19 protein-coding genes are annotated in these 25,082 nt (G+C 26.6%); 2 read left to right on the top strand and 17 right to left on the bottom strand.

Translation table 11 applies throughout. The annotated features are described in order from the left end of the window. Positions 1–66 precede the first annotated feature (66 nt). From ABIV_RS05400 to ABIV_RS05390, 3 genes are all read right to left on the bottom strand, one after another. A complete protein-coding gene (locus tag ABIV_RS05400; protein ID WP_162917977.1) occupies positions 67–711 on the bottom strand; it encodes a DsbA family protein in 645 nt (214 codons plus the stop codon). Positions 712–765: 54 nt separating this feature from the next. Then, on the bottom strand, positions 766–2,376 hold the full coding sequence (locus tag ABIV_RS05395; RefSeq protein ID WP_114838885.1) for a GGDEF domain-containing response regulator: 1,611 nt from the start codon (positions 2,374–2,376) through the stop codon (positions 766–768). 63 nt (positions 2,377–2,439) lie between these two features. Then, a complete protein-coding gene (locus ABIV_RS05390; protein WP_114838884.1) occupies positions 2,440–3,150 on the bottom strand; it encodes an SIMPL domain-containing protein in 711 nt (236 codons plus the stop codon). Between the two features lie 120 nt (positions 3,151–3,270). On the opposite strand from ABIV_RS05390, the gene ABIV_RS05385 reads away from it, so the two are divergent. Further along, positions 3,271–4,890: an EAL domain-containing protein gene (locus tag ABIV_RS05385; protein ID WP_114838883.1), complete on the top strand. Its 1,620-nt coding sequence runs from the start codon at positions 3,271–3,273 to the stop codon at positions 4,888–4,890. Next, a complete protein-coding gene (locus ABIV_RS05380; RefSeq protein ID WP_114838882.1) occupies positions 4,890–7,073 on the top strand; it encodes a sensor histidine kinase in 2,184 nt (727 codons plus the stop codon). The genes ABIV_RS05385 and ABIV_RS05380 overlap by 1 nt, the downstream gene beginning before the upstream one ends. A 7-nt stretch (positions 7,074–7,080) precedes the next feature. On the opposite strand, the gene ABIV_RS05375 is transcribed toward ABIV_RS05380, so the two are convergent. The 14 genes from ABIV_RS05375 to ABIV_RS05310 form a co-directional block, all read right to left on the bottom strand. Then, positions 7,081–7,431, bottom strand: a complete 351-nt coding sequence (locus tag ABIV_RS05375) for a response regulator transcription factor (RefSeq protein ID WP_114838881.1) — start codon at positions 7,429–7,431, stop codon at positions 7,081–7,083. A gap of 52 nt (positions 7,432–7,483) precedes the next feature. Beyond that, entirely contained in the window at positions 7,484–9,115 is a 1,632-nt protein-coding gene (locus tag ABIV_RS05370; RefSeq protein ID WP_114838880.1) for a sensor histidine kinase, read from the bottom strand. A 58-nt stretch (positions 9,116–9,173) separates the two neighbouring features. Next, positions 9,174–11,279 carry a TonB-dependent receptor plug domain-containing protein gene (locus ABIV_RS05365; RefSeq protein ID WP_114838879.1) on the bottom strand — a complete coding sequence of 702 codons (2,106 nt, stop codon included), beginning with the start codon at positions 11,277–11,279 and terminating at the stop codon, positions 9,174–9,176. A 3-nt stretch (positions 11,280–11,282) separates the two neighbouring features. Beyond that, positions 11,283–12,266 (bottom strand): ABC transporter substrate-binding protein, encoded by a 984-nt coding sequence (locus ABIV_RS05360; protein WP_114838878.1) that lies wholly within the window; start codon positions 12,264–12,266, stop codon positions 11,283–11,285. 11 nt (positions 12,267–12,277) lie between these two features. Then, positions 12,278–13,513: an NnrS family protein gene (locus tag ABIV_RS05355; RefSeq protein ID WP_228254336.1), complete on the bottom strand. Its 1,236-nt coding sequence runs from the start codon at positions 13,511–13,513 to the stop codon at positions 12,278–12,280. Beyond that, a complete protein-coding gene (locus tag ABIV_RS05350) occupies positions 13,513–14,253 on the bottom strand; it encodes an ABC transporter ATP-binding protein (RefSeq protein WP_114838876.1) in 741 nt (246 codons plus the stop codon). The genes ABIV_RS05355 and ABIV_RS05350 overlap by 1 nt, the downstream gene beginning before the upstream one ends. Continuing rightward, entirely contained in the window at positions 14,241–15,023 is a 783-nt protein-coding gene (locus ABIV_RS05345; RefSeq protein WP_114838875.1) for an ABC transporter permease, read from the bottom strand. The genes ABIV_RS05350 and ABIV_RS05345 overlap by 13 nt, the downstream gene beginning before the upstream one ends. Positions 15,024–15,152: 129 nt before the next feature. Then, positions 15,153–16,601, bottom strand: a complete 1,449-nt coding sequence (dgt, locus tag ABIV_RS05340) for a dGTPase (RefSeq protein WP_114838874.1) — start codon at positions 16,599–16,601, stop codon at positions 15,153–15,155. A gap of 15 nt (positions 16,602–16,616) precedes the next feature. Continuing rightward, the gene (locus tag ABIV_RS05335) at positions 16,617–17,147 is read right to left on the bottom strand and encodes a 3'-5' exonuclease (protein WP_114838873.1); all 531 of its coding nucleotides are present in this window, start codon (positions 17,145–17,147) and stop codon (positions 16,617–16,619) included. A 47-nt stretch (positions 17,148–17,194) separates the two neighbouring features. Beyond that, positions 17,195–17,554: a hypothetical protein gene (locus ABIV_RS05330; RefSeq protein WP_114838872.1), complete on the bottom strand. Its 360-nt coding sequence runs from the start codon at positions 17,552–17,554 to the stop codon at positions 17,195–17,197. Positions 17,555–17,568: 14 nt separating this feature from the next. Next, positions 17,569–17,874 (bottom strand): hypothetical protein, encoded by a 306-nt coding sequence (locus ABIV_RS05325; protein WP_114838871.1) that lies wholly within the window; start codon positions 17,872–17,874, stop codon positions 17,569–17,571. 52 nt (positions 17,875–17,926) lie between these two features. Further along, complete coding sequence (locus tag ABIV_RS05320; RefSeq protein ID WP_114838870.1) at positions 17,927–18,208, bottom strand: peptidylprolyl isomerase; 282 nt, start codon at positions 18,206–18,208, stop codon at positions 17,927–17,929. A gap of 563 nt (positions 18,209–18,771) precedes the next feature. Then, positions 18,772–23,568: a RecQ family ATP-dependent DNA helicase gene (locus ABIV_RS05315; RefSeq protein WP_114838869.1), complete on the bottom strand. Its 4,797-nt coding sequence runs from the start codon at positions 23,566–23,568 to the stop codon at positions 18,772–18,774. Beyond that, positions 23,565–25,046 (bottom strand): DUF2779 domain-containing protein, encoded by a 1,482-nt coding sequence (locus tag ABIV_RS05310; RefSeq protein ID WP_114838868.1) that lies wholly within the window; start codon positions 25,044–25,046, stop codon positions 23,565–23,567. The genes ABIV_RS05315 and ABIV_RS05310 overlap by 4 nt, the downstream gene beginning before the upstream one ends. Positions 25,047–25,082 lie beyond the last annotated feature (36 nt).

Raw genomic sequence — 25,082 nt, 5'->3', positions numbered from 1 at the left:
GCCAAGTCATAGAAGTTTTCTAAATACTTTATGATTTAGAATCATAAAGTATTTGAAATAGTAGTTTTATAGTTCAGAATTGATTAGTTTTTTTAAGTTCTCTAATCCAAACTCTTGTAAAGGTTTCCCATTTACAAAATATGATGGAGTCTTATCAGCTTTTAAAGTCTCTGCATCTTTTAAATCTTGTGCGATTATCTCATCAGCTGTTTTATTATTATTCATAAAAGCAGCTAATTTTTCCATATCTAAACCTTTTACATTTGCTAATAATGCCCATAATTGTTTAGGATTTACAACATGATTTTTTATCCAATAAACTTGTGTAGCAAACATAAACTCTAAAGCTTCCATAAATAAACCTTGCTCTCTAGCACCTTCAAGCATTTTTACTGCATAATCTGAATTTTGATGAAAAGGTGCATATCTTAATACTAATTTGATTTTCCCTTCATTCTCTTTCATAATATCTTTTACATAAGGATGAAATTGTGCACAAGTACCACAAGCTGGGTCAAAGAACTCTACAAGTTGAACTTTTGCATCTTCATTTCCAATAACAACAGAATAAGGTCGTTGGAAAACTAAGGCTTCACTTTTTGAAATATTTGCATACTCTTCAGATTGCTTATTTTTATAAACATATCCAGCAACTAAAAATAGTGCTAATAGAGCAACTATCGTAATTAATACAACTTTTTTATTTTGCATCAAAAAAACTCCAATTTTATATTTTTGCAATTTTAGCATAGTTTTGTGTAGAGTTTATGGAGCAAAAAAAACTTGATTTCTTCCTCTTTCTTTTGCTTTATATAGTAATTCATCACTTAAACTATAAACTTCATCAATATGCTTATTTACATCTTTTAAAATTGTTAATCCAAATGAAGCAGTTACAACAGAATAAGGTTTATTATTTTTATGCTCAATTCCTAAAGACTCTATACTTTTTCTAGCTTTTTCAGCAAGTAGTTTTATATCATCTTCTTTCTTAGCACTAATTAAAATACCGAACTCTTCTCCACCTAATCTAAAGACTAAATCCTCTTCTCTTTTAAAGACTTCTTTTATAGCATCGGCAACTTTTTTTAAGACTGTATCACCTTTTTGATGCCCGTAAGTATCATTATATTTTTTAAAATTATCAATATCTAAAATTAAAAAACCGAAATAGGCATTATCTCTTAAACAATTTTGCATATAAACTGTAGCACTATCATTGAAATATCGTCTATTAAAAAGAGAAGTTAAACCATCAGTAATTGATAGTTCATAAATTTTTTTCTTATCTGTAATATCTTCTCTTATTGAAGTAAATCCTGAGATATTACCTTTATTATCAAAAACTGGTTCAATTACTACATATACCCAATATGATTCTTTATTTTTTGAAATATTTTTAATTTCACCTTTCCATACTTTTCCAGAAGTAATTGTATTCCATAACTCATCATAAAATTTAGTAGACATACTTGGATGTCTAACTATTTTATGATTTTGTCCAATTAGTTCTTCTTTTGTATAACCAGAGATTTTACAAAAAGCTTCTGAGACTTTTGTTATTGTTCCATTTGCATCAGTTGAAGAAATAATTACATTTTTATCAATAATTTCTGTAAATTTTTGAATATCTGTTATCTGCTTCATATTTAAAAAAATATCAAAAATTTTAGCTTTTAACTCCTCTACTAATAAAGGTTTTACTAAAAAATCTGTTGCTCCATTTTTATATAAATCAACTTTTAATTCGTTACTATTATCAGAAGTCATCACTAAGATTGGAAGAGTATTATTTATATTTCCTTTTCTTACTTTTTTTATAAATTCTAAACCATTCATTTCATCCATATGATAGTCTGTAATTATTAAAGAGATTTTTTGATTTTTTTCTAGCTCTTTTAAAGCAGATTTTCCACTATTTGCAATATTTACATTTAAAAGTAAAGTTTCCAAACTATTTTTTAATTGAGAAATTACTGTGGCAGAATCATCTACAATAAGAACTTCCATATTTTTTATATATAAAAGTAGATTTGCTAAACGATAAGCTTTTTGTAGTTCATAGATTGATTCTTTAGAAATGTAATCAATAACTTCATTTCTTTTAATTTTTGAAATAGTCTCAGAATCAATTTTTGAAGTTAGTACAATTGTTGGGATTTGGTTAGCTTTCAAAAGACTTAGTAATTCCCCATTTAAAGCATCAGGCAATACTAAATTTGAAATAGAAACAAAAAATTTATGAAAATTCATTAAATTTTTTGCCTCTTCTAAACTTTTTGCAACAAAAACTTCATAATCATTTTTTTTTGCAAATAAGTCTTTTAAAACATTTATTATAACTATAGAATTATCAATTAATAGTAGTTTTTGCATTGGGTCTCCATTTAAAAATGTGACACAATGGTATAATATCTACTATTAAAGTCAGGAATAAAATTAATCTACTAAATAATACTCAACTGTTGAAACAACTCTAATTCTTTTAATATGCTCTGTATTTTTATCTCTTGAACTAATTGAGAATTGTCCTTGTGAGGCTTTTTTTATTTTTCCTAAATTACTACTTGAATCTTGTGCAAACTTAAGAGCTGTATCTCTAGCACTTTGTGTTGCTTTTTCAACCATTTTAGGTTTAATTTCATTAAGTTTTGTAAACATATACTCAACTCTTGTATCATAATCATCTTGTAAAAAAGTGATTCCCTCTTTTCCAAGTTTACTAAGTTTTTTCATCGCATCTCTTGCTAAATCTATATTATTAGAATATACAACTACTTTATTAAAACCACTATATCTAAATTTAATTCTGTCACTTCCTCCATAACTTTGTGCAAACTTATCATTTACGGAAGGAGCTAATACTGTTAATTCACTATCATTAAAACCAATACCTTTTAAAAATTCTAAAATCTTTTTTGTGTCATCTTCTAACTCTTTATAAAGCTCTGTATTATCATTTGAAGCTTTTATAAATTTTATTGGCCAAATAACTAAATCAGCTTTAACCTCTTCTTGTGCTAAACCTTTTACTGTAACTGTACGGTCTAACTCTTTATATGAGATAAAACCTTTACTTAAAATCAATGCCATAATTGATAATCCTATTATAAAACCAATTGAGATTAGTACACTATTTTTTGTTGACATTTATATTTTCCTTTTATAATTTTTTATTTTATGTATTGTATATAAACATTGATAATAAAATAAAATTTCTATTATCATTTTTAATACTATTTAGATACTTTTTTAGTATATAATATAATTATGAAAGAAATGTGTAATATAAATGAACTAATAAAGTTATGCGAAAACTTAAAAGTGCTTTATGTTGAAGATGACGAAAAGTTAAATGAGGTAAATACTTCAATCTTAAACAGTATCTTTAAAAAGGTTGATGCATATACTAATAGTAAAAAAGCTTTTGAAAAATATGTGGAAGAGAATAACTGTAATCAAACTTATGATTTAGTTATTTCTGATATAAACATGCCATATATGAGTGGAATTGAACTTTCAAAAGAGATTTTGAAAATCAATAAAAAGCAAATGATACTAATTATTTCAGCTTATAATGATTCTGAAAAATTAGAGTCATTGATTGAATTAGGTATTAAATATTTTATTCAAAAACCAGTTAGTACCGATAGATTTTTTGAAGTTTTAGAAAAAACTGCAAAAGAGATACATGAAAAAATAGATTTAGAAAAGACACATTTACAACTAAGTGAAATAGATAATATTACAAAATTAAAAAATATTCATGCTCTTCATAAAGATATAAAAGAGACAAATCACAAAAATCTACTAATAATTGAACTTACAAACTTAGAAAATATTCAATCAATTTATGGGATTGATAAAAGTGATGAGATCTTAAAAGAGTTAATAGACACAATTAAAAATAAAATTAGTGAAAAAAATTCTCTTTATAGAAAAGGAACAAATAAATTTGCATATTTATTTAGCCAAAATTTAGAAAAAGAAAAAAATAATTTAATTGAAAAACTTGATGAAAGTATTTTTTCATATAGCATTGGAGCAAGTTGTGAACAACAAGAAAACCTTATTTCAACTGCAAAAATGGCTTTAAAATATGCAAAAAACCATAATCAAAAATATAAAATTTATACAAAAGAGATAGATACAAAAGATAATGACCTTGTAAATCTTAAAATTAAAGAAGTTATTTCAATGGCAATAAAAGAGAACAGTGTTTTTCCTGTTTATCAGCCAATTTATAATAGAAATAAAGAGATTATAAAATATGAAATCTTAATGAGAATAAAATCAAATGCTGAAGATAAAATCTACTACCCAAATGAGTTTATAGATATTGCTATTAGTATAAATGAATTTGATAGATTAAATTTCTTAATGCTTGAAAAAGTATTTAAAGTAATGGAAAAATGTGATAAGAAATTTTCATTTAATATCTCATATGAAGATATTTTAAGTAAAACATTTTGTGATTATTTAGAAGATAAATTTATAAAAGATGCCTCTTTAGGAAAAAGATTTGTTTTTGAACTATTAGAAACATATGAAATTGAAGACTATACTATTATTGATAGGTTTATTAAAAGATTTAGAAAATATGGTGTTTCAATCGCTTTAGATGATTTTGGAACAGGTTATTCAAACTTAAGTCAAATAATCAATATGGATTTTGATTATGTAAAAATTGATGGCTCTTTAATTAAAGAGATAAATTATAACTATAAATCTTTTGCCATTGTTAAAGCTGTAATTACTTTTGCTAAAGAGACCAATATAAAAACTGTAGCTGAATTTGTCTTATCTGAAAGTATTTATGAAAAACTTTTAAAAATAGGAATTGATGAATTTCAAGGTTATTATTTAAGTAAACCCTTAGAAGAGATTTAATGAAAAAAGTATCAACTCTAAAATCTATTCTTTATAATACATATTTTAAGACAGCTTTAGTACCTCTTATCGTAATTGAAGTTACTCTTTTAGTTTTATATTTTGGTATTAGCAAGTATATGGTTAATAATAGTAAAACACTTCTTTCTGAAGAGATAAAAACAAATTTGATTACTAGATCAAAAAAAGAGACTCAAGAGATTAACTATCAATTAAGAGAGATAAGTGACTTTGCTTATATGGCACAATATAAACAACAACTGATATTTAAAAATAAAGAGAGATTTTTAAAAAATAGTATTGCTCCTGAATTTGCATTTGCTGATAATAATACTTTTTATAAAGTAAATAATAATGGTGGAGCAAGTCTTTTATATGGTGCAACTACTAAAATAGGCAAAGAGCAAAGAGAAAAAGCCATTTTTACAGAGGCTTTTGATGAACAACTAAAATATTTAGTTGATAGTAATGAACTAATTGTTGCTGCATATTTTAATAGTTATGACCAAATGAATAGACTTTATCCTTTCATAGAAAATGTATATTCTCAATATCCTGCTGATATAAAAATGCAAAACTATAATTTCTATTATGAAGCAGATGAAAAACATAATCCCCAACGAAAAACAAAATGGACAAGTGCTTATTTAGACCCAGCAGGTCAAGGTTGGATGGTAAGTTGTATTGTTCCTATTTATAACAATGATTTTTTAGAAGGTGTTACAGGGCTTGATGTAACTATTGATAAGTTTGTTAAAAATGTTTTAAATTTAAATCTTCCTTGGAATGCTTCTGCTATGTTAGTGGGAGAAGATGGCTTAATCCTTGCTATGCCTAAAGAGATTGAAAAAATCTTAAATATAAAAGAACTTACTTCTCATAATTATGAAAAAGTGATAAATGATACAAATCTAAAACCAGATGAATTTAATATTTATAAAAATGAAAAACTAAAAAAATATTTTCAAGAGTTTAAAAATGATGAACAAAATTTAGCTTTTACAACTATAAATGAACATGAATATATTATTACTCAATCTAAAATTGAACAAACAAACTGGAAACTATTTATTTTTGTAGATAAAGAAAAAGTTTTTGAACCAGTAAATGAATTAGACCAAATATCAAAAAAAATTGGTTTTATAGCTATCTTTGGGATGATATTATTTTATTTACTGTTTTTTATGTTTTTAAGTAGAAAAATAAAAGAGATAACTAATCTAATTGCAAATCCTATCTCTTTATTAGCAAAAGAAACTCATCATTTTGATGCAGAAAAAAGAATCAGCAAACCTGAGGAAACAAATATCAAAGAGATAGATACTTTAGCTAATAACTTCTATAAGATGACAAATGAGCTTTATGAAAGAAGAAATCAACTAAAAGAACTTAATAACTCACTTGAAGAAAGAGTTGAAGAAGAAGTATTAAAAAATAGAGAAAAAGATCAATTAATGCTTCACCAATCAAAACTTGCCCAAATGGGAGAGATGATTTCGATGATTGCACATCAATGGAGACAACCTCTTGCAACAATAAACTCTATGGTAACAGATATAAAGTTAAAAATTCTTTTAAATAAATTCAACTTAGAAATAAAAAAAGAGCAAGAAGAGTTTAAAAATTTTCTAAAAGAAAACTTTGAGAATATTGAAGATTTAATTAATGTTTTATCTACAACAATTGATGATTTTAGAAACTTTTATAAGCCAGTAAAAAATAAAAAAGAGATTTCTGTAAAAACAATATGTGAAAAAACAATCTCTATTTTAAAGCCCGTAATAAGAAATAAAAAGATTGAATTAATTGAAAAATATGATTCAAATGATACTTTTAGACTTTATGAAAATGAGCTTATTCAAGTACTCTTAAATATCATAAAAAATGCAATCGATAACTTTGAGATTAATAATATAGAGAATAAAACAATTGAGATTGAAACTATTAATAGTGAAAAAAGTTTTAAAATAATTATTACAGATAATGGTGGTGGAATAGCTAGTTCTATTAAAGATAAGATTTTTGAACCATATTTTTCAACAAAAGATGATAAAAATGGAACAGGACTTGGACTCTATATGTCTAAAATTATTATAGAGCAATACCAAAAAAGCAAACTATATTTTGAAAATAAAAAAGATGGTGTAAGCTTTATTATAGAGTTAAATAAAAGTAAGCTATAAATTAAATTTATAGCTTATCAAAGAACTTTTGAAGTTCAGAAAAATCAATAGGCTTATTTAAATAGCCAAATACACCTAACTCTTTTGCCTTTGATTGATAGTTTAATTCATTATCTGCTGTTGTAAGAATGATTTTTGCATCTTTATTTATAGAGTAAATCTCTTTTACTAACTCAAGTCCATCCATTCTTGGCATTAGAATATCACTGATTACTAAATCAGGATTATACTCTTTATATTTATCTAATCCTTCAACTCCATCATATGCTACATATACTTCATCAAAAAACATACCTAACATATCTTTCATTATCTCAGAAACATCTAAATCATCTTCAACGTATAATACTCTTGCCATGACTAACTCTTTATTTTTTTTGAATTATACTTTTTTGTTACTTTCAATAAAATTATTTATACTTTAATTCTATAGTAAAAGTAGCTCCTTCTTTATTATTTTTTACAGTAAGGGTACCATTCATATATTGTTCAATAATCATTTTAGACATATATAAACCTATCCCTGTACCTTGTGATTTAAACTTTGTAGTAAAATATGGTTCAAAAATTCTATTAAAAATCTCTTTTTTTATTCCATCTCCATAATCTCTTACTATTATAAAAATTGAATTTTTATCCTCTTTAATTATTAAATCAATTTGACAAAATGGTTTATCTTTCATACTATCGCAAGCATTTGTTAGAAGATTTAAAATCACTTGAATAAGTCCATTTTTAGAGCCACTTAACTCTTTTTTAGAACTTACTTCATTTATAAGTTTTATCTCACATTTCATATCTTTTGAATCAAAAAGATTTAATGCTTTATTTAAAATATCATCAATAAAAAAAGTTTCATCATTTAATCCAGGATTAAAAAAGTTCATAAAATCATCAATTGTTTCTGACATATTGTTTGTAAGAAGTTTACTTCTTGTCACAATATCTTCAAGACTCTCTTTATCTAAACTATTTGTATGATATTTTATTTCAATTTTTTGAATTAAAAGACCTAGTGAGTTTAAAGGCTGTCTCCATTGATGAGCAATATTTCCTATCATTTCTCCCATTTGGGCTAATTTTGATTGTTGAAAAAGGATTTGATCTTTTTCCCTTAAAGAAGAGACAACCTCATGAACTCTTTTTTCTAATTTTTTATTATCTTTTTCTAAACTTCTTTGATTTCTAAAAATTAAAAACAGTACAATAAATAGAAAAATAGAGATAATAATATTGTAATAAAGAATTGTCTCTTTTCCTTTATTTATTAAATCTCTTTGAGATTGGGTAATAAGAGAAAAAACATAGTTTTTATTCTTATCATACAGTTGAATTACATTTTCAAGACAATTACAATTTTTACTTTCTAAAGATTTAACTGATACATTTTTTAAATATTTTGAATCAAAAACTAAATCATTTTCTTTATAAACTCTATCTTCAAGACTTACTCGGTGAAATACTTTTTTTATACTTGTAAGTGTAGGTTTAGATACAAGTTTACCTGCATAAATAAAGCCATTTTTAGGAGCTGTATCATCACTATTTGAAACATATTTTTTTATAAGATAAAAGTTATTTGATCCACTTTTAAACAATGTTGTAAGATCTTCTTCCCCTTTAAATTTTTCTAAAATATTTTGAATAAAAGCTCCATCAAATTTATAAGCTTCTTTTTCTACATTTGAAGTATAGAAAATTTCATTTTCTAAATTAATAAATATTGCAAAATCTAGACCTATGTCACCTAAAGTATTTGTACCTTCTCTAAAATTTTCATAGATATACTCTTCATTTTTGTCTTTTAAAAAATTATAAGTATCATCCCATTTAGCATAGTCATTTACTATACCTTCCATATAAGAAAGCTTTTTGTTCATAATATCTAAAGCAGAATAGATATTTTTAGTATTTTGTTCTTTTTCTATGCTCTCAAAGTTTTGCATAAAAAAGTTATAACTTATAAGAGATAAAACTAAAACAATTGAAATTGATACTGCAATAGTAATAAAACTATTTGATTTAATATATTTTTCTTTCATAGTAAAATCTTATCATAATCTAAATATAAAGACAAAATAGTTAGAAAAATGTAATATTTTAAAACTTTATTCTAAGTCCCGTAAAATAAAACACACCTACATTTGAACCTAAAACATCATCAACTTTTTCATCAAAAATATTATTGGCTCCTGCATATAATGAAAAGTTCTTATCTATTTTATAATCTAAATTAAAATCTACAAAAGTTTGAGAATTAGTTGTTAATGTTTTAAAGTTCTCACTATAATATTGCTTACCTATATATCTTAATGTAGGAGAAAGAGTTAAAGTTTCAATTGGTGAATATGAAAAACTTATTGAAGCTGTTTTATCAGGATTAAATTCTAAATCCTTATCAGTACTTTTATCTTTTGTTTTTAAATACATAAAATTAAAATTTGTTGATAAATTATTTAAAATATCATATGAAAGATTTAACTCTAAACCCTTTGTTTGTGCTTCATTTATGTTTTCAAAAGTATAATAACCATTTCTTTGAACTTGTGATATTCTATCTTCTATATCATTTAAAAATAGTGCAATATCATATCTAAAATTAGAATTTCTACCAGATAATCCTAGTTCATATGTATTTGTAAACTCTGGCTTTAAATCATAACCTACTACTTGTGCACCTTGCTGTAAACCGTTTGGAGTTTGTTTATTTATATACATTTCTCGAAGGTCAGGAGTTCTATATCCTTGTGCAAAAATTGCTCTAAGATTTGCTAAATCTGAAAACTTATTTACAACTCCTATTTTAAAAGTAGCTTTATTATCTGCATTTGATACCTCATCATATCTTGTACCTAAAGTTGCATTTAAAGTTTCAGTAATTTGCCACTCATCTTGTAAATAAATAGATTTATAGTCAACTTTTTTTGTAGTCATTTTAGGTGTATTATCAAAAACAGTTGCATCTCTTTCTTCTTCTCTATACTCTGTACCTACTGTTAATAAATGTGAATTATTTAAAACATAATTTAACATTGCTTCATAACTTCTTACATCTACATTTGCATTCATTCCATTACTTGCAGAATCTTTTTTTGAAAGATATCCTAATTCTTTATAATATACTGCTGTTGTACTATTTCTTTTTTCATAGCTAGAGTTATATACTCTTAATTTAAGTAATAAATCCTTTGTTAAAGAACTTTCAAAATCTAAGCCTAAGTCTAATCTCTCATTTTCATCTTTAGAGTCTACTGGAATATTAAAAACTGGTATCTTACCACCTAAAGGTGTTTTATAATTTGAAGGATGAAAATAACCTATATATGACCCTTCTCTATCTTCTTCAAAAAAGTTAAAATCAAAACCTATTGTTGAATTATCAGAAAGGCTATAATCAAATCTTCCTCCTACAGTTGTAATCTCACTATCTTCTCTATATGTAACATCATGCTTATAAATATCATTTAAATTTGAAAGTGCATAAGAAGGGGTTGCAGGTGTCAAATTACTTGGTTTTTGATTTGTTTGAGAGTTTGGTCCTCCTACTTGTTTTACTAAGACATTTGCTTTTTCTTTTTGAGTATAAGGAGTAGTATCTGTTTGATTTGCATAAATTGAATATTTAAATTTATCTTTTGTTCCTCTAATTGAGACTGAGGCATTTTTATTTTTTGCATTTCCTTTAGAGTTTTGTCCATATCTTAGATTAATATCTATTTGTGGTGTAGAACTTGGTTTTTTTGTAATAATATTTATAATTCCACCTGTAGCATCTGCTCCATAAAGTGAAGACATTGGTCCTTTTACTATCTCTATTCTTTCTACTGAACTTGCTGGAATTCTATCCAAGTCATAAGGATTTCTAACTTCTCCTGCTAATCTTCTTCCATCTAATAAAAACAGAGTACCATTTGCACTCATTCCTCTAATTGATATTGAAGATTTTGATTTTGAACTAGCACTAGGGAAAGTTCCATACTGTACTGTAAGTCCTGCCGTTTTATTTATAATATCTTTTAAAGACTCTGCTCCCATTTTCTCTATCTCTTCTTGAGTAATTACAAGAATTGAAGCAGTCACTCCATCAATTGATTTTTCTGTTTTTGTAGCTGTTGTAACTAAAACCTCTCCTAAATTTGTATCTGCATACATACTCTTTGATAAAGCTAAAACTGTAATAGCTGATAATACTACTTCTCTTTTCATTTTTTACCTTTCATTGGGATTATAATATAAGTCATTTGTTGGCAGTTTGCCACCTATTAATTTTGAGTTACTCTCTTTTAATACTCCAAAGAAAAACTCTAACTCTTCTTTTGCACTAAAAGCAGATACTTCTTCTAAAGTCACATGATTAATTGAATCAGCTAAACCTTTTTCTTCTAACATAGGAAGAGTTTTTACTACTAAAGTTGCTGCTTCTTTAGGATTGTTTTTATACCAAATCAAAGACTTTCTATACTCTTCTAAAAATCTATTTATAAGTTTCTCTTTCCCTTTTGTATTACCTAAAAAAGCTATTCCTGCTTGGGGTATTTTTGCTTTAGTATTAAAAACTCTACCCCACTCTTCTTGTAAATCTACACTTCTATATAAATCTGGTGCTACGACCTTTATTGGAAAAGAGTCTGTTTTTCTAAGTGCAATGGAGATTGCTGGTTCTGCTAAAAGAGCATGATTAACTCTTCTTAATATCAACATTTGCATTGCATCAATTGGGTTTGCTACATATTGAATTTCAAAATCTTTTTTTGGGTCTAATCCCTGTTGTTTAGCTAATTCTTGAAAAATAATATCAGGCATATCTGCTCTAAAAGGAAGAGCTATTTTCTTTCCTTTAAAATCTTTTAGAGTTTTTAAATTGGACTCCCTACTTATCATTGCTAAAATACCCCAAACAGAGACATTTAAAAGTTTTATATCAATTCCTTTATTATGTAGATTTGCTGCTACATTTGTAGGAAGAGCTATAAAATCAATATCTGAATTTAAAACTAAAGCTCTTAGTTCATCTGGGTTTTTCCACAATCTAAACTCTATTTTTTTATTTAAGTCCTTTAAAGCATCAGTTTTTAACATATGTATTATTGGATGAGACACTGAAGCAAAAGGACCTGCCACAACTATTTTATTTCCATCTTTTGCATATAAAGAATATATAAATAGTAAACTAAGTAATAAAATCTTTTTCATTTTTTCCTTTCTTAACCTTTAATTCCATCTTCTCTTTTAGAGAGTAAAAAGGGAAAAAAGATTTTCATATAAATTAAAAAAGCCAAAGCCCAAAATAAAGAAGAAACAAGATAAGCTAAACTTGAATACTCTTGATAAAAAGGGATTAATGCTCTTATAAAAGTGGCTAAAACAATTAAAACCACACCCAAGTTTGTCCAAATATTTGTGAAGAGTTTTCTTCCAGTATGAATAGTTGAAACAACTACCATTACTACATAAAAAACTAAACCAAAAGTACCAGTAGTAAGAAAATGTCTAAAATGATTTAAAGCATAAAGTTCTTCATCAAAATAGTCATATGCCAAAAAAGCATAAGCTATTGCTGTAAGAAAAATAATTGTAAGCATATATAAAACAAAGGGCTTAAATAAAATATTATTATCTTTTAAAATAAAATCATTTGTAATTGCCAAAATTGAAGCAAAACAAGCAAGAGCCAAATAGGCTAAAATTGAGTTTGCAGGAAAGAAAAACTCTACGAAGCTATATAATAAAACACAAAAAATCGCAAGGTTGTATCTAAAAGGCTTAGAGTAAAAAGTTTCATCAATATTTTCATCTTCTAATAATTCATTTATAGCTTCCATATTTACTCTTCTTAATGCCAATAAAATTAAAACTATAAAAAAACCTAAAGCAAAAATTAAAATTGAAGAAGAATCAATTTTGATATAAGCTTCAATACTTAGAAAAAACATTGTTTGAATAAAGAGTAAGGCTAAAAGATTAAAGATAAAAGAAATATGCCTTTTGTGTTTATCTTGGAAAATCGGTTTAGTCACAAGTAAAATAATATATAGACTCAAAAATAAGTTTATAGTGGCAACAAAAGGTACTCCTAAAAAGTCTATAAACCAAAAACTAACTCTACACAAAAACCATAAAAGAACAATAAACAATAATCTCTTCCCTACTATAGGAACTGCTCCTGGAAACATCTCTGGAACTGCAGTTAAAAAAAAAGCAATTATCCCTGCACTTCCTATTCCATAAATCATTTCATACATATGCCAAGTTACAAGATTATCAATAAAAGAAAGAGAAAAAACTCCAGAAAAGGTAAGAGTCCATAAAATTATTGAAACTACTATATAAGGAGCAAGTAACAAAAATATTGGTCTAAAAGCATAAGCTAAATAAATAGGTACTTCTCCTTTGGGATAATATTCATAATGTTTTGTTGCATACTGTTTTTTATTTTCCATTATCTTAATTCCAATTCAAAAGTATTTATAATATATTTATCATTTAACAGCCTTGCTGTTTGTTCATAAATAAAAGCCTCATCTCTTTGAGCTCTTGGTGTTTTAATTTTAAAACTCTTTACAAAATGTCCTACAGGTTCAGCTTTTAAAAGAAGTATTTCATCGCTTAGTTTTATTGCTTCCATTAAATCATGAGTAATAAATAAGATACTTAATTGCTCTTCTTCTATAGTATTAATAAGCAAAGTCTGCAACTCCTTTTTCAAGCCTATATCCAAAGCTGAAAAAGGTTCATCTAAAAAGAGTAAAGAGGGTTTAACAACTAAGGCTCTGGCAAAAGAGACTCTTTGTTTCATTCCCCCACTTAAATCTTTTGGGAATTTATAAAAATCCTCTTCTTCTAAACCAAATTTTAAAGCTATCTCTTTTGCTAACTCTAATGCTTTTTCTTTTTTAATTTTCTTCGCAAGTAAACCTAAAGAGATATTGTCAAGAACATTTTTCCAAGGAAGTAGTCTAGCTTCTTGAAAAGCAAAAGCAGAACTGCTAAAACTATTATCTATTTTCCCTTCTTCTAAAAGAAGTAAGTTTGCACAAAGATGAAGTAATGTAGTTTTTCCACCACCACTTGGACCAACAATAGATACTACTTCTGCTTTTTCTAATCTAAAATTTATATCTTTTAAAATCTGTTTAAAACCAAAAGAGTGAGAAAGATTTATAACTTCTAATTTCTCCATGCTTCAACCTCTCTTTTTATAGGTTCTAAAAAAAGATACTCTATTAGAAGTAGACTTGCTATCATAATTACAACTAAAGCCAAAGCTAGTGAAGTATCAAGCTGACTTCTTGCTATAGCCAAAGAAGCGCCTATACCATCATTTGAAGAGAGAAGTTCTGCCATAACAACAATTTTCCAAGACATTCCTAAAGCACTTATCCAAGAAGGAAAAACATAAGAAAAAATATGAGGGAAATAAAGATCAAATATTTTCATTTTCAAAGGAAGATTAAAACTCTCTGCCATCTCTTTTAGGTCTCCTTCTAGAGTCCTTGTTCCTTGTAAAGCACCAATAAATATAATAGGAAAAGAAGCCAGTACCACAGTAAAAATAACTGTTGTATCACTCATCCCAAACCATATCATTGCTAAAACAATCCAAGCAATAGGAGGCATACCCATAAGAATTGTAATTATTGGTCTACTCATCATAGAAGCCGTAATAAAAAATCCAGCTAGTAAACCTAAAAAAGAACCAAAAAGTAAAGAGATAGAAAAACCTAGGAAAGCTCTTTTGATTGTTATTAATATATTATTGAAAATAGTTTCATCATTAAAAGCTGAAAAAAGAGTTGAAAAAGTCTCTTTTGGTGAGGGAAGAATTAAGTTACCATATACTTGATTTCCAAAATCCCAAAGTGCAAGAAATAAAAAGATTGAGGCAAGAGAACCCCAACCACTCCAAAGATAAAGAGGAAAATCTTTAACTATTTTTATTATATTTTTCATTATAATCCTAAACTTTTTTCAGATTATAATGAAAATGATATTAATTATCATTGATTAAAATCAATAAAATTAATTATTTTGTTAAATTATATATACTTTTTTAATATTATAAGCTTGGATTATATTTATTTACTTATTTAAAGCAGATAAAACTTTATACTCCTCTAGGGCATAGTCATCAGTCATACCACTAATATAATCAATAATAAGCCTAACTCTATGATACCATTCTAAGATTTTAAAAGCTTCTTTGTCCTCTTTATCTAAAGCATTTATATCATTTTCATAGGCAACAATTTGTTTTGAAGAGATTCTTTTTATCAGTCTCATAGAGATAAAACAATCTATTTTTTTATCTTCTAAAAGAGCTAAAAAATCTTCAGTTTTTAGTTCTAAAAGAGGCTTATAATTGTCAAATAAAGAGTTGATAATCTTATAACTTTGTAACTCTAAAGTCTGTACATCTTTATTTTGATAGATATATTTAGTAGAGATAGTTTGAAGTACCTTTATAGCCTTATAATATTTACTTTGCTCATCATACTCCAATAGTGCACTATTAAAACTTCCTTCAAAAACCTTTTCATGATTTTGAATATATACTTCTGCCACATGACGAACTAAAGAGCCAACTAATCTAGCTCTCATAATTGTAAAAAACATATTAAATTGATAAGGTTTTTCTCCGGCTTGAGCCTTTGTATACTCTTCTTCTACAATCTTAAGTAAATACTCTTCTTCTTGTTTTTTACACTCTTCAGTAATAAGTCTATATATTTTTTTAAGACTTAAAATACCCTTTTCATGAGAATCTTCTAAATCAGCAGTAAGATAAGAGATATCATCAGCAGCTTCCATTATATATGTGATTGGGAATCTATGCCCTGCTTTAATCCCAAGCTTTTCTTGTATCTTTAAGATAGAGTCTTTTTCACTATAATAAAAACCAGGCTTTTTCATAACATATGATAGATTTGAATCTTTTTTTGGTTTCTCTTCATATGCCCCTCTTGTATACTTTAAGACTGAGATAATCTGAGTATAAGATAGATTCATCCTTTGTAATTTCATTATCACTCTTAAGGCTTGTGCATTTCCATCATAATTGCAAAGGTCAAAAGAGAGCATCTCTTTAAGCTTTTTATTTTCATCTTTTAAAGCTTCAAACTCTTCAAAAATAGGTAGAGCATTTTTGCTCATCCATTTGTTTATAGTCTGTTCTGCAAAATGACCAAAGGGAGGATTTCCTATATCATGAAGTAAACTTGTCATCTCAGCAGTAGAAATAAAAGCATTTTCTAACTCTTCTAAACCATATTTATCTAAACCTTCATCTTTTAATTTAGCTAAAATAGTTTTTGCTATAAATCTAGCATTTTGAGCTACTTCTATCGAGTGAGTAAGCCTAGAACGAATTGAAGCATTTAACTCAAGAGCAAAAACCTGAGTTCTTTTTTGAAGCCTTCTTAAAGCAGCAGAAGAGAGAATCCTTCCTCTATCACTCTCTATTGAGTAATCTATTATATCAATCTCATTCATCTGCCTAAAAGTAGTAAGTCTTTTTTTATAATCAATCATCTTTTTTTACCTTTACTAATTGTTGAAAAGATTTTTCATATTCTTTAATATCTCGTAAGTTTTACTTACATCATATGTAGCACTATGATATGAAAGTGGGTCAAAATCTATTCCATAAAAAAGACAAGTCTCATCTAGTTTTGGATTTTTGATATTGCCATTTTTATTTAATGCTTTTACAATATGCTTGTTTTCTTTCATCGTACAAAAGTGATTTTCAAAGCTTACTAGCTTATCAAGATGTCTAAGTTCAAAGTTTATATTGTGAGCTATTAAAGTTCTTGCAGAGCTACAAAACTCAATAAACTCTTCATCTTCATTAAAAAAAGAACTATAAGTAGCGCCATTTCTATGGGCAATAATTTTCTCAGGAGTAAGCCTGTGAACCTCATAAGAGTAAGGGTTTACAGGATAACGTGAAAGATAATATCTATGGAATTTATCAATAACTTTAAAGTTACCATCTATAAACTCTAACTTTACAGCAGCAGCTTCTATTACATCTTGAGCAGTCATTGTATTTGTTTCAAAATCTAAAATAATCATAGATGGATTATAGTGTAAAGTTATAAAAATTATCCTGTTAGATTTATCTATTTGATAAATCTATTTTCTATTTCTTCAGCTGATAACTCAATATTATCTTCATTTAAAAAACCAAACCAATAAGTATCATCATTGTCTTGGATTTCAATAACTAAAATATTCTCTTCTTTGTGATTTTCTACAAACTTTTCAATAGCTTCAAGAGCAGAATCTTTCCAATAATTTTCAATTTCATCATTGTTTCCTGCATCAAAGAAAAGACAATCTTCACATATAGAAAAAAGATAGTTTCCAGCACCTTCATAAATTTCAAAGGAACTATCATCGTTGTATAGTTTTTCATTTGTAAATGGGCAGTATAAGCTAAACTTTTTTTGACTTTTTGGTTTTATAACTATTTTATTCATAATTATCCTTAATATTAAAGTTCTTTATCATCAAAATCAAGTATCTCTTTTATCTCATTTTCATCTTCGATAACAGATACTTTTCCATCAGCCATAACCAAACCTAAACCTTTACTTTGAAATTCAAGGTATTCTTCTGGTAATAACATCATCTCTTCATCAGATTCTAAAGAAGGTGAACAATAAGGAATAGACCCAAAGTCATAAAATTCATTTTCTGATACTTTTATTTTAGTTATTCCTTCTTTATTTGTAACAAGTTCCCATTCATTTGGGATTTGGTAAGTCTCTTCAAGTTTTAGTTTTATAAATTTTGCCATAAAATACTCCTAAATTTTTTTGTATGTTATCAAAATATACTATATTTTATGATTAGTATCTAGCTAAAATCTCAATCAGATGAAACCCAAACTCAGTTCTAATAGGTCCATGAACTCTATGTAAATCCTCTTTGAAAACAATATTATCAAACTCTTTTACCATCTCACCTTTTGAAAAAGTACCTAGATTACCACCACTTTTTTTAGAAGGACATTTTGAAAACTTTTTAGCAGTTTTTTCAAAAGTGATTTCGTTTTTGATAATCTCTTTTTTTAGTTTTCTAGCTAACTTTTCGTTGTTTACTAAGATATGCCTAGCTATTGCTTTTGCCATGTAGTTCCTTTTTTATATTGAGAGAATTATATCGATTTTATCTTTAGTATATCAAAGTGAAAATCACCTCTAATTTTACTATCCTAATCTACATTTGTTCTTATATTTGTTTTAAAGGTATCACATTTTGTGATACCTTAATTTCAAGTTTATTATCAAAGTTTTCTAGTTAAAATTCAAGTATAATATCTTTTAATAAATAATTTTTAGTGCCGAAGTTATTGGACTAAAACAACATCTTGACTTAATATCATATTTTTGACAATATAATATTACAAATTCATTCGGGACTCTCCCTAATAACTATTAGGGTGTTACTATGTCTTTTGGTTCTATTACATTTATTAGCTTAAAATGTAAATGAGTAAAATCATTTTTTCTAATTATTCCTAGTCTAAATTTTACTTTTTTTGTATCAAATGCTTTTATTTGAGATAATATTGCACTACTCTTACTTGCGATAAGAACAAATAAAAAGGATTTAGAGAAATGTAGTTGTATCCACTATGGCAGAACAAGGAGTTTATTCAACTTATTTATCAGGTACATTAGGTCATTCTAATTTAATTCTTTTTCATTATAATTTTACATAAAGGATGTTTTACTTTATTTTTAAAATCTTTACCTTCCCATAAAACTACATATTCTAAAATGCATGTTTCAAATACAAAATTTTCTTCAATCTTCTTTTCAATAAAAGATTGAAAGTTATTTGAAAATACTCCAATGACTTTATTATTATCTAATAAACAAAAATTATCAAAATTTTGCTTTCTATCAATTTTTAGAATAGAACCTGAATATAGATTATTGTAGTTACCATACTTTTCATAATCAAATCCTAACTTTATATCACTAAGTGACATAATATACGTAAATGTTTTACTCTCTGAAAAATACTCTTTTTCATCAAAAAGATATTTTACATAATTTTTTTTATTTTCTATATTATTACCATATCTTATTATATTGAGTTGACTTTTTGCCCGAGTCATACCCACATAAAAAAGTCTTTTATCTACATCTTTATTTGGATTTTGATTAACTAACAAATAAACCTTATCAAACTCCATTCCTTTTGATTTATGTATTGTTGATACAACAATCTTATTTTTTGTATTTTCAAAATCTTCAAGTTTTATTTCTTCAAGATATGATAACCATTGAGAAATATAATAATTGTCACTTTCGCTTAAAAACTTATCAACTACTTTATAAACCAAACTCAAATTTTCTGATTGTTTATATTTTGATTCAATCATATTTAATGCATTTTCAAAATAACTATCTTTATAAGATATTTCATCTTCCAATAAATAACTATTTAACGCATTATCAAAATCAACTAATTCAATTATATTTTTTAATTCAAACTTATCTCTATCTATTAAATATTTAACATTTAAATTATTTTCTTGTAAAAGTGAGTAAATATCCATAACCATTTCATTTGTATGTGCTAAAACTGCAATTTCATTTATTAACTCTTCTTCTTTAATTAATTCAACTAAAGGTAAAGCTAGATTTGAAGATATACATGAGTAAATCTTTACCGTACCATTTTCAGAACTATTAGCATGTAAAGGTTGTAATTTATATCTTTTACTTACTCCTGTAATAAATGTATTAGAATATTTTACAATGTTTTGCTTACTTCTAAAATTTGTACTCAACTCATATTGTTGAAATAAGTTTTTTCCTTCATCATCATTACCAAACTCATTTCTAAACCTATCTACAAAATCTACTTTAGCACCAATGTGTTCCATAATACATTGATCATCATCTCCTACTGCAATTATCCGTATATCATTATTTTGTGCTTTGTATATAGCTTTAACAAACTCAAAACTTTTTTCATTTATATCCTGAAATTCATCAAGCACCAAAACAGTAATATGTGGCAATAATATTTCATTTTCATTTATCTGTCTTGTTGCTTCTTCAATAGCATTTTCAAGGATATCTTTATTTTCCTTTTTTACAAGCCTAGCTATTAACTTTAAAGCATAAGAATGGAAGGTTTGAATCTCAACATCATAAGACAAAGCACCCATTAAGCTATTTAGCCTACTTTTAAATTCCAATTTTGCAGTTTTAGAAAAAGTGAGCATCATAAATTGTTCAGGCTTTATATCTTCTGTTAAAATCATTGAAGCAATTTTATGAACTAATACTTTTGTTTTTCCACTTCCTGGACCTGCTAAAATCATCATAGCTTTTGTTTTTGTATCATTAATGATTATTTTTTGTTCTTCTGACATTTTTTCAAATATCTTATTGTAACGATTTTGTGTAATAGGTTTAGAAATCTTCTCTTTTAATAATTTATATTTATCTTTAAATTTTTCATATGATAATGTAAAATAATCCTTTAGAAACAATATTGCTTTATGATCATCATATTTAAGCCTTTTTGCATATTCTCCCATAATATGTATAGATTCAATTTTTGTCAAATAATGATTTTCAAGTCTTTGTTTATATTCATTTTTTGTATATTTTCTTTTTGTTTCAATTTTGTCTTCTTTATAAATATTCATTGGACTATAATTAATAAATCTACCTGTTAACAATTCTAAAATATTTAAATGGTGTAAATAAAGTAGTGTTTTGTCTATATCTTCAATAGTATATTTTTCATCCAAGTTTTTATGTAATTCTTTGAGTGAAAATACAATTTCTTCTTTCTTTTTAGAATCTAAATCTTTTGTCAGCAAAAATATAACTTCTTCAGCTATTTTATGTCTTTTTTCAATTGTATCTTTGATATTTTCAAGATTTTCAAATTTAAAATACCATAAATCATGTTCTCTATTTCTTCTGTTAAATATAAAGTTTGATTTACTTCTCCAGTTTTTTATTATTGATTTTATCAACTCTGTTTCATTTTTAGTTATAAGTTTACTTGTATGTAACTCTTCATTTAGTTCTCTTATTTTTATTTTGTTGGTGTTTAAAGAAGATAAATATTCAAACAATAAAATTTCAATATCTCTAACTTTTTTAAATTGATTAATACTAAATATACTAATTTCCAAACTTAAATCTTTACTATCACCTAATATTTCCATCTGTTTTAGCTGATTTATAACTAAAGAGATTACATGCTTTGGATAACCTAATGTATGTGCTAATTCATCTACTTGAATCGATTCAGGTTTTCCTCTTCCAATTATACTTTTAAGAATAAATCTTATTCTGTCTTTTTCTTCTTCATTAAAATTGGATTTTTCCAATTTTAGAGTAAGTTTTTCCATACATTTTGAAGCAATAGAATCTGCAAAAAAGCTTGTTTTGTTTCTCTTTCGACTAATATATCCTTCTCTTTCTAGTTCTAGTAATGCTGTTTTGACTTTTGTCTTATAATCTAAAGAGCTGTCTTCAACATCCCATCCCGCTTCTTTTGCTATTTCAAAAGCAGTTTTGTTTAAAACTTGACCTTTAGATTTCTTTATCACCAAAAAAATTGAATTTACTTCACTGGCAGTTAATTTACTTCTATTTAATGAATTAAAATGTTTATCTAAATCGTCTTCATCAAAAAGTATAGGACAAAAGGCTTCAAGACTTTCATCTCTTGCTCCTCTACCAGCTTCTTGAGCATAGTTTTCCAAAGAATCAGATATTTCATAATGTATAACATTTGTAATATTTGATTTATCAACCCCCATACCAAATGCAGTTGTTGCTACAATAATTTCAATATCATTTTCTATATATTGTTTTAATATTTGCATCTTTTCTTGAGAATCTATTTTTGAATGAAAAGATTTTACTACTTTTTGAGTATCCAAGGCTAAACGTTTTGCAACATCATCACAATCTTTTGTTGATGATGGTATATAAACCAAAGTAGAACCATCATGTTCATTTATAAGTTTTAAAAGCTCAATATATTTATCTTTACTTTTTGAAGGAATTGATTTATATTTTAAGTTTTTTCTCTCAGGGATTGCCAAATATTTATCAAGCTTTATATTTAAACCTTCTAAAAAATATTTTTCTATATCTTGTATAACACTTGGTTTCGCTGTTGCTGTAAAACATGATATAGGTATATGCTCTTGAAAGTTTTTTTCCTTAGTTAACTCTTTTATATACTCACAAATATAATAATAATCTTGTCGAAAATCATTTCCCCAGGTAGATAAGCAATGTGCTTCATCAATAACAAATCTTTCAATCAATCTATTTTTTAATATATTAAAAATAGTATTTGAACGTAAAGATTCAGGAGCAATGTATAAAATATCAGCTTCACCATTAATCACTTGCTCAACTGCTTCACTTCGTTCTAATGGACTCATAAACCCACTAATTGCTACAGCTTTATAATTTGCAACTTTTGAATTAAAACTTTTAATATGGTCTTCTATCAAAGCTTGTAATGGAGAAATAACAACTGTCAAACTTTTATATGATTTAGCTTTGCAAATAGCAGGTAGCCAAAAGGTAAAAGTTTTTCCACCACCAGTAGGTAATACTGTTAAAAAAGACTCATCCCTTAAAGAAGCTTCAACCATATCTCGTTGTGAAATGGTTGGATCATCCAATACACCGGCATTTAATCTGGGGAAGGGTCTAAATGTACCAAATCCAAAAACTTCTTTTGAAAAATCTGCAAGTTCATCTTGTGCTTTCTCTATATCAAAACACAACTTTTTTTGTATTTCAACAATTTCAGGATATGAATATAGTATTTTAGGAGGATGTGATTTTATCTCAATATATGGAGTTAAAAGAGCCAAGATATATGCTAATTGTACTTTTTTATTAATTAAGACAGCATCTTTTAAATAATCAAAATTAACAATAACCTTATTATGTAAACTAACTATTAAATCATACAATTCATCTTCATCTAAATATTCTAAATTTATATCTTTATTTATATACTGAAAAAACCCACCAAAATATTTATCATCTTTTAAAAGTGAATAAAAAATATTTTGGGCCTGACTAGGTAAAGATTTAAATCTATCAACTAATTTTTCAAATAATACTTTAGAAAGTTTAGAATCTTCTACTGGATTATTCTGGAAATCATCTTCTGTTTTATAATTCTTTGGTAGACTATGAATCGTTTTCTCATTAAAAAGAAGAAGAGATAAAGGTAAGGTGTCTATAATTTTATAATCTTTAATACTTTGATATAAACTTGACTCTTTTATAAATCGCATATCAAAATCAATAAAATTATGCCCTGAAATATATGTTGCTTCGCAAGACTCAATAAATCCTTTACACTCTTCTACAGAAGTTGTTTTTAATTCTCTATCTTGATAGATTATTCCTATTTCATTTATTTTTTTAGTTTTGATACTTGCTTCAAGATCACAAAAAATTATGTTTTTCAAGTTTTTATTACCTTTAAAGATTCCAACACCTTCACCATAGCCAAAGTATCAAGTTTACAATACTCTAAAAGAGAAGTTCTCATCTTTTGTTTTTCTTCTTTATTTAGTTTACTAAGATTCGCAAAGGTATTCATAGCTTGGCTTCCATTTTGTACACCTTCTAACTCTTTGTAGGCTTTTTCAAACTCTGGTACAAGTGCTGGCAATACATACTTGATAGAGTAACCTCCTTGCATACTTGGTGTTACATACCATTTCTTTTGGAAAGGTGTCATTAAGTCTTGCATATTTTCATTTATCGCTAGTAGGTGTGAGCTAAGGTCTGGGAAAAGGTTGGCTAATCTTTTTATCACACCTTTTTCAAAACTCATATTGTAAGCCAATACTGTAACATCACTTGGGATATCTTCAAATAACTTTAATGCTAACTCATATCTGCTATCTATGCTATCTTTACTCAAATACTCTTTATGCTCCAAAGTTCCATCTTCATACTCTATATGAAGTGAATATTGAAAAGGGATTTGCTCGAAGGGTTTTATACCTTTGTATTGTGGTATGGCTTGTTGGTAGGTTTCAAAGTCTAAGTGATAGATTGGGTATATGAGGTTTTCTAAAAAGGCTTTGATATTTTCTTTGTCTATATAGTTTGCTTTTGATTTGTAGTTTTCTACTGCTTGAGCTTGATTTGCAGTCATATCAAAATCTGCTGGGATATCTTCTATATCTATGATACCTTGATTGTATAACTCAACTTGCTTTTTACTTCCTAGATTGAAAATATTAAAGATAGAGTACTCAGGTATCTGTTTTTGAACTTTCCAACAATAGTTTTTAGCATCACACTCATAAGGTTTGTTACAATGTTTTCCTATATCTATATCAGGTTCATTTACTTTATCTTCTAAATAGGTTTCAAACTCTTTTAATATGATTGGGATATTTAATTGTAAGCTTTGCACTTCACTAGTGACATCAACTATTTTAAATAGTTTATCTAGTTCTAAAGACTCACCTCTGACATACTCATTGTTTATGTGTACTACACTTGCATTTTTTATGCTAAAGCCTAAGTTTTGTAAAACATAATACTGAATAGATACATCATGTAGATATATATCTTTTACTTCAGTTGAACTTTTAACCTCATAGATAGATACTCCATCATCTTCTACTTTTAAAATATCTACCATGATAAGTATGCCCTCATAGCTAAAAGTAGCTTCGTAGATATTTGATACACCATCTTCCACCCACTCTTTTGTAGTAGCCATCATCTCATCATAATTTGTAGTGTATGGCACTTCTTTTCCATCAGGGAAAAGCTGGCAAGCTAAGTCTCCTACTATATTTCCAGTTTCAAATATAGCCTGTGCTTGCTCATCGGGTGGGGTTAAAACACAGCTCTTTACTTTTTTAAGCCAAAGTGCTTTGGGGCATTGGATGCCTTTTGTGTAGAGGGATTTAGAGAGAGTCATCTATTTTACCCCATAAGTAGTAATTATTAATGACAT

It is taken from the genome of Halarcobacter bivalviorum, from assembly GCF_003346815.1.
GTDB classification, from domain to species: domain Bacteria; phylum Campylobacterota; class Campylobacteria; order Campylobacterales; family Arcobacteraceae; genus Halarcobacter; species Halarcobacter bivalviorum.
The sequence above is the reverse complement of the archived record's forward strand: the minus strand, read 5'-3'. Positions and strand labels throughout refer to the sequence as shown.

Bases quoted from the DNA above. Each gene is read 5' to 3' on its own strand.
- ABIV_RS05365 (WP_114838879.1), bottom strand. From the start codon at position 11,279: ATGAAAAGAGAAGTAGTATTATCAGCTATTACAGTTTTAGCTTTATCA.
- ABIV_RS05335 (WP_114838873.1), bottom strand. From the start codon at position 17,147: ATGATTATTTTAGATTTTGAAACAAATACAATGACTGCTCAAGATGTA.
- ABIV_RS05320 (WP_114838870.1), bottom strand. From the start codon at position 18,208: ATGGCAAAAGCAATAGCTAGGCATATCTTAGTAAACAACGAAAAGTTA.
- ABIV_RS05360 (WP_114838878.1), bottom strand. From the start codon at position 12,266: ATGAAAAAGATTTTATTACTTAGTTTACTATTTATATATTCTTTATAT.
- ABIV_RS05395 (WP_114838885.1), bottom strand. From the start codon at position 2,376: ATGCAAAAACTACTATTAATTGATAATTCTATAGTTATAATAAATGTT.
- ABIV_RS05390 (WP_114838884.1), bottom strand. From the start codon at position 3,150: ATGTCAACAAAAAATAGTGTACTAATCTCAATTGGTTTTATAATAGGA.
- ABIV_RS05345 (WP_114838875.1), bottom strand. From the start codon at position 15,023: ATGAAAAATATAATAAAAATAGTTAAAGATTTTCCTCTTTATCTTTGG.
- ABIV_RS05370 (WP_114838880.1), bottom strand. From the start codon at position 9,115: ATGAAAGAAAAATATATTAAATCAAATAGTTTTATTACTATTGCAGTA.
- ABIV_RS05330 (WP_114838872.1), bottom strand. From the start codon at position 17,554: ATGAATAAAATAGTTATAAAACCAAAAAGTCAAAAAAAGTTTAGCTTA.
- ABIV_RS05350 (WP_114838876.1), bottom strand. From the start codon at position 14,253: ATGGAGAAATTAGAAGTTATAAATCTTTCTCACTCTTTTGGTTTTAAA.
- ABIV_RS05310 (WP_114838868.1), bottom strand. From the start codon at position 25,046: ATGACTCTCTCTAAATCCCTCTACACAAAAGGCATCCAATGCCCCAAA.
- ABIV_RS05375 (WP_114838881.1), bottom strand. From the start codon at position 7,431: ATGGCAAGAGTATTATACGTTGAAGATGATTTAGATGTTTCTGAGATA.
- dgt (WP_114838874.1), bottom strand. From the start codon at position 16,601: ATGATTGATTATAAAAAAAGACTTACTACTTTTAGGCAGATGAATGAG.
- ABIV_RS05380 (WP_114838882.1), top strand. From the start codon at position 4,890: ATGAAAAAAGTATCAACTCTAAAATCTATTCTTTATAATACATATTTT.
- ABIV_RS05400 (WP_162917977.1), bottom strand. From the start codon at position 711: ATGCAAAATAAAAAAGTTGTATTAATTACGATAGTTGCTCTATTAGCA.
- ABIV_RS05385 (WP_114838883.1), top strand. From the start codon at position 3,271: ATGAAAGAAATGTGTAATATAAATGAACTAATAAAGTTATGCGAAAAC.
- ABIV_RS05355 (WP_228254336.1), bottom strand. From the start codon at position 13,513: ATGGAAAATAAAAAACAGTATGCAACAAAACATTATGAATATTATCCC.
- ABIV_RS05325 (WP_114838871.1), bottom strand. From the start codon at position 17,874: ATGGCAAAATTTATAAAACTAAAACTTGAAGAGACTTACCAAATCCCA.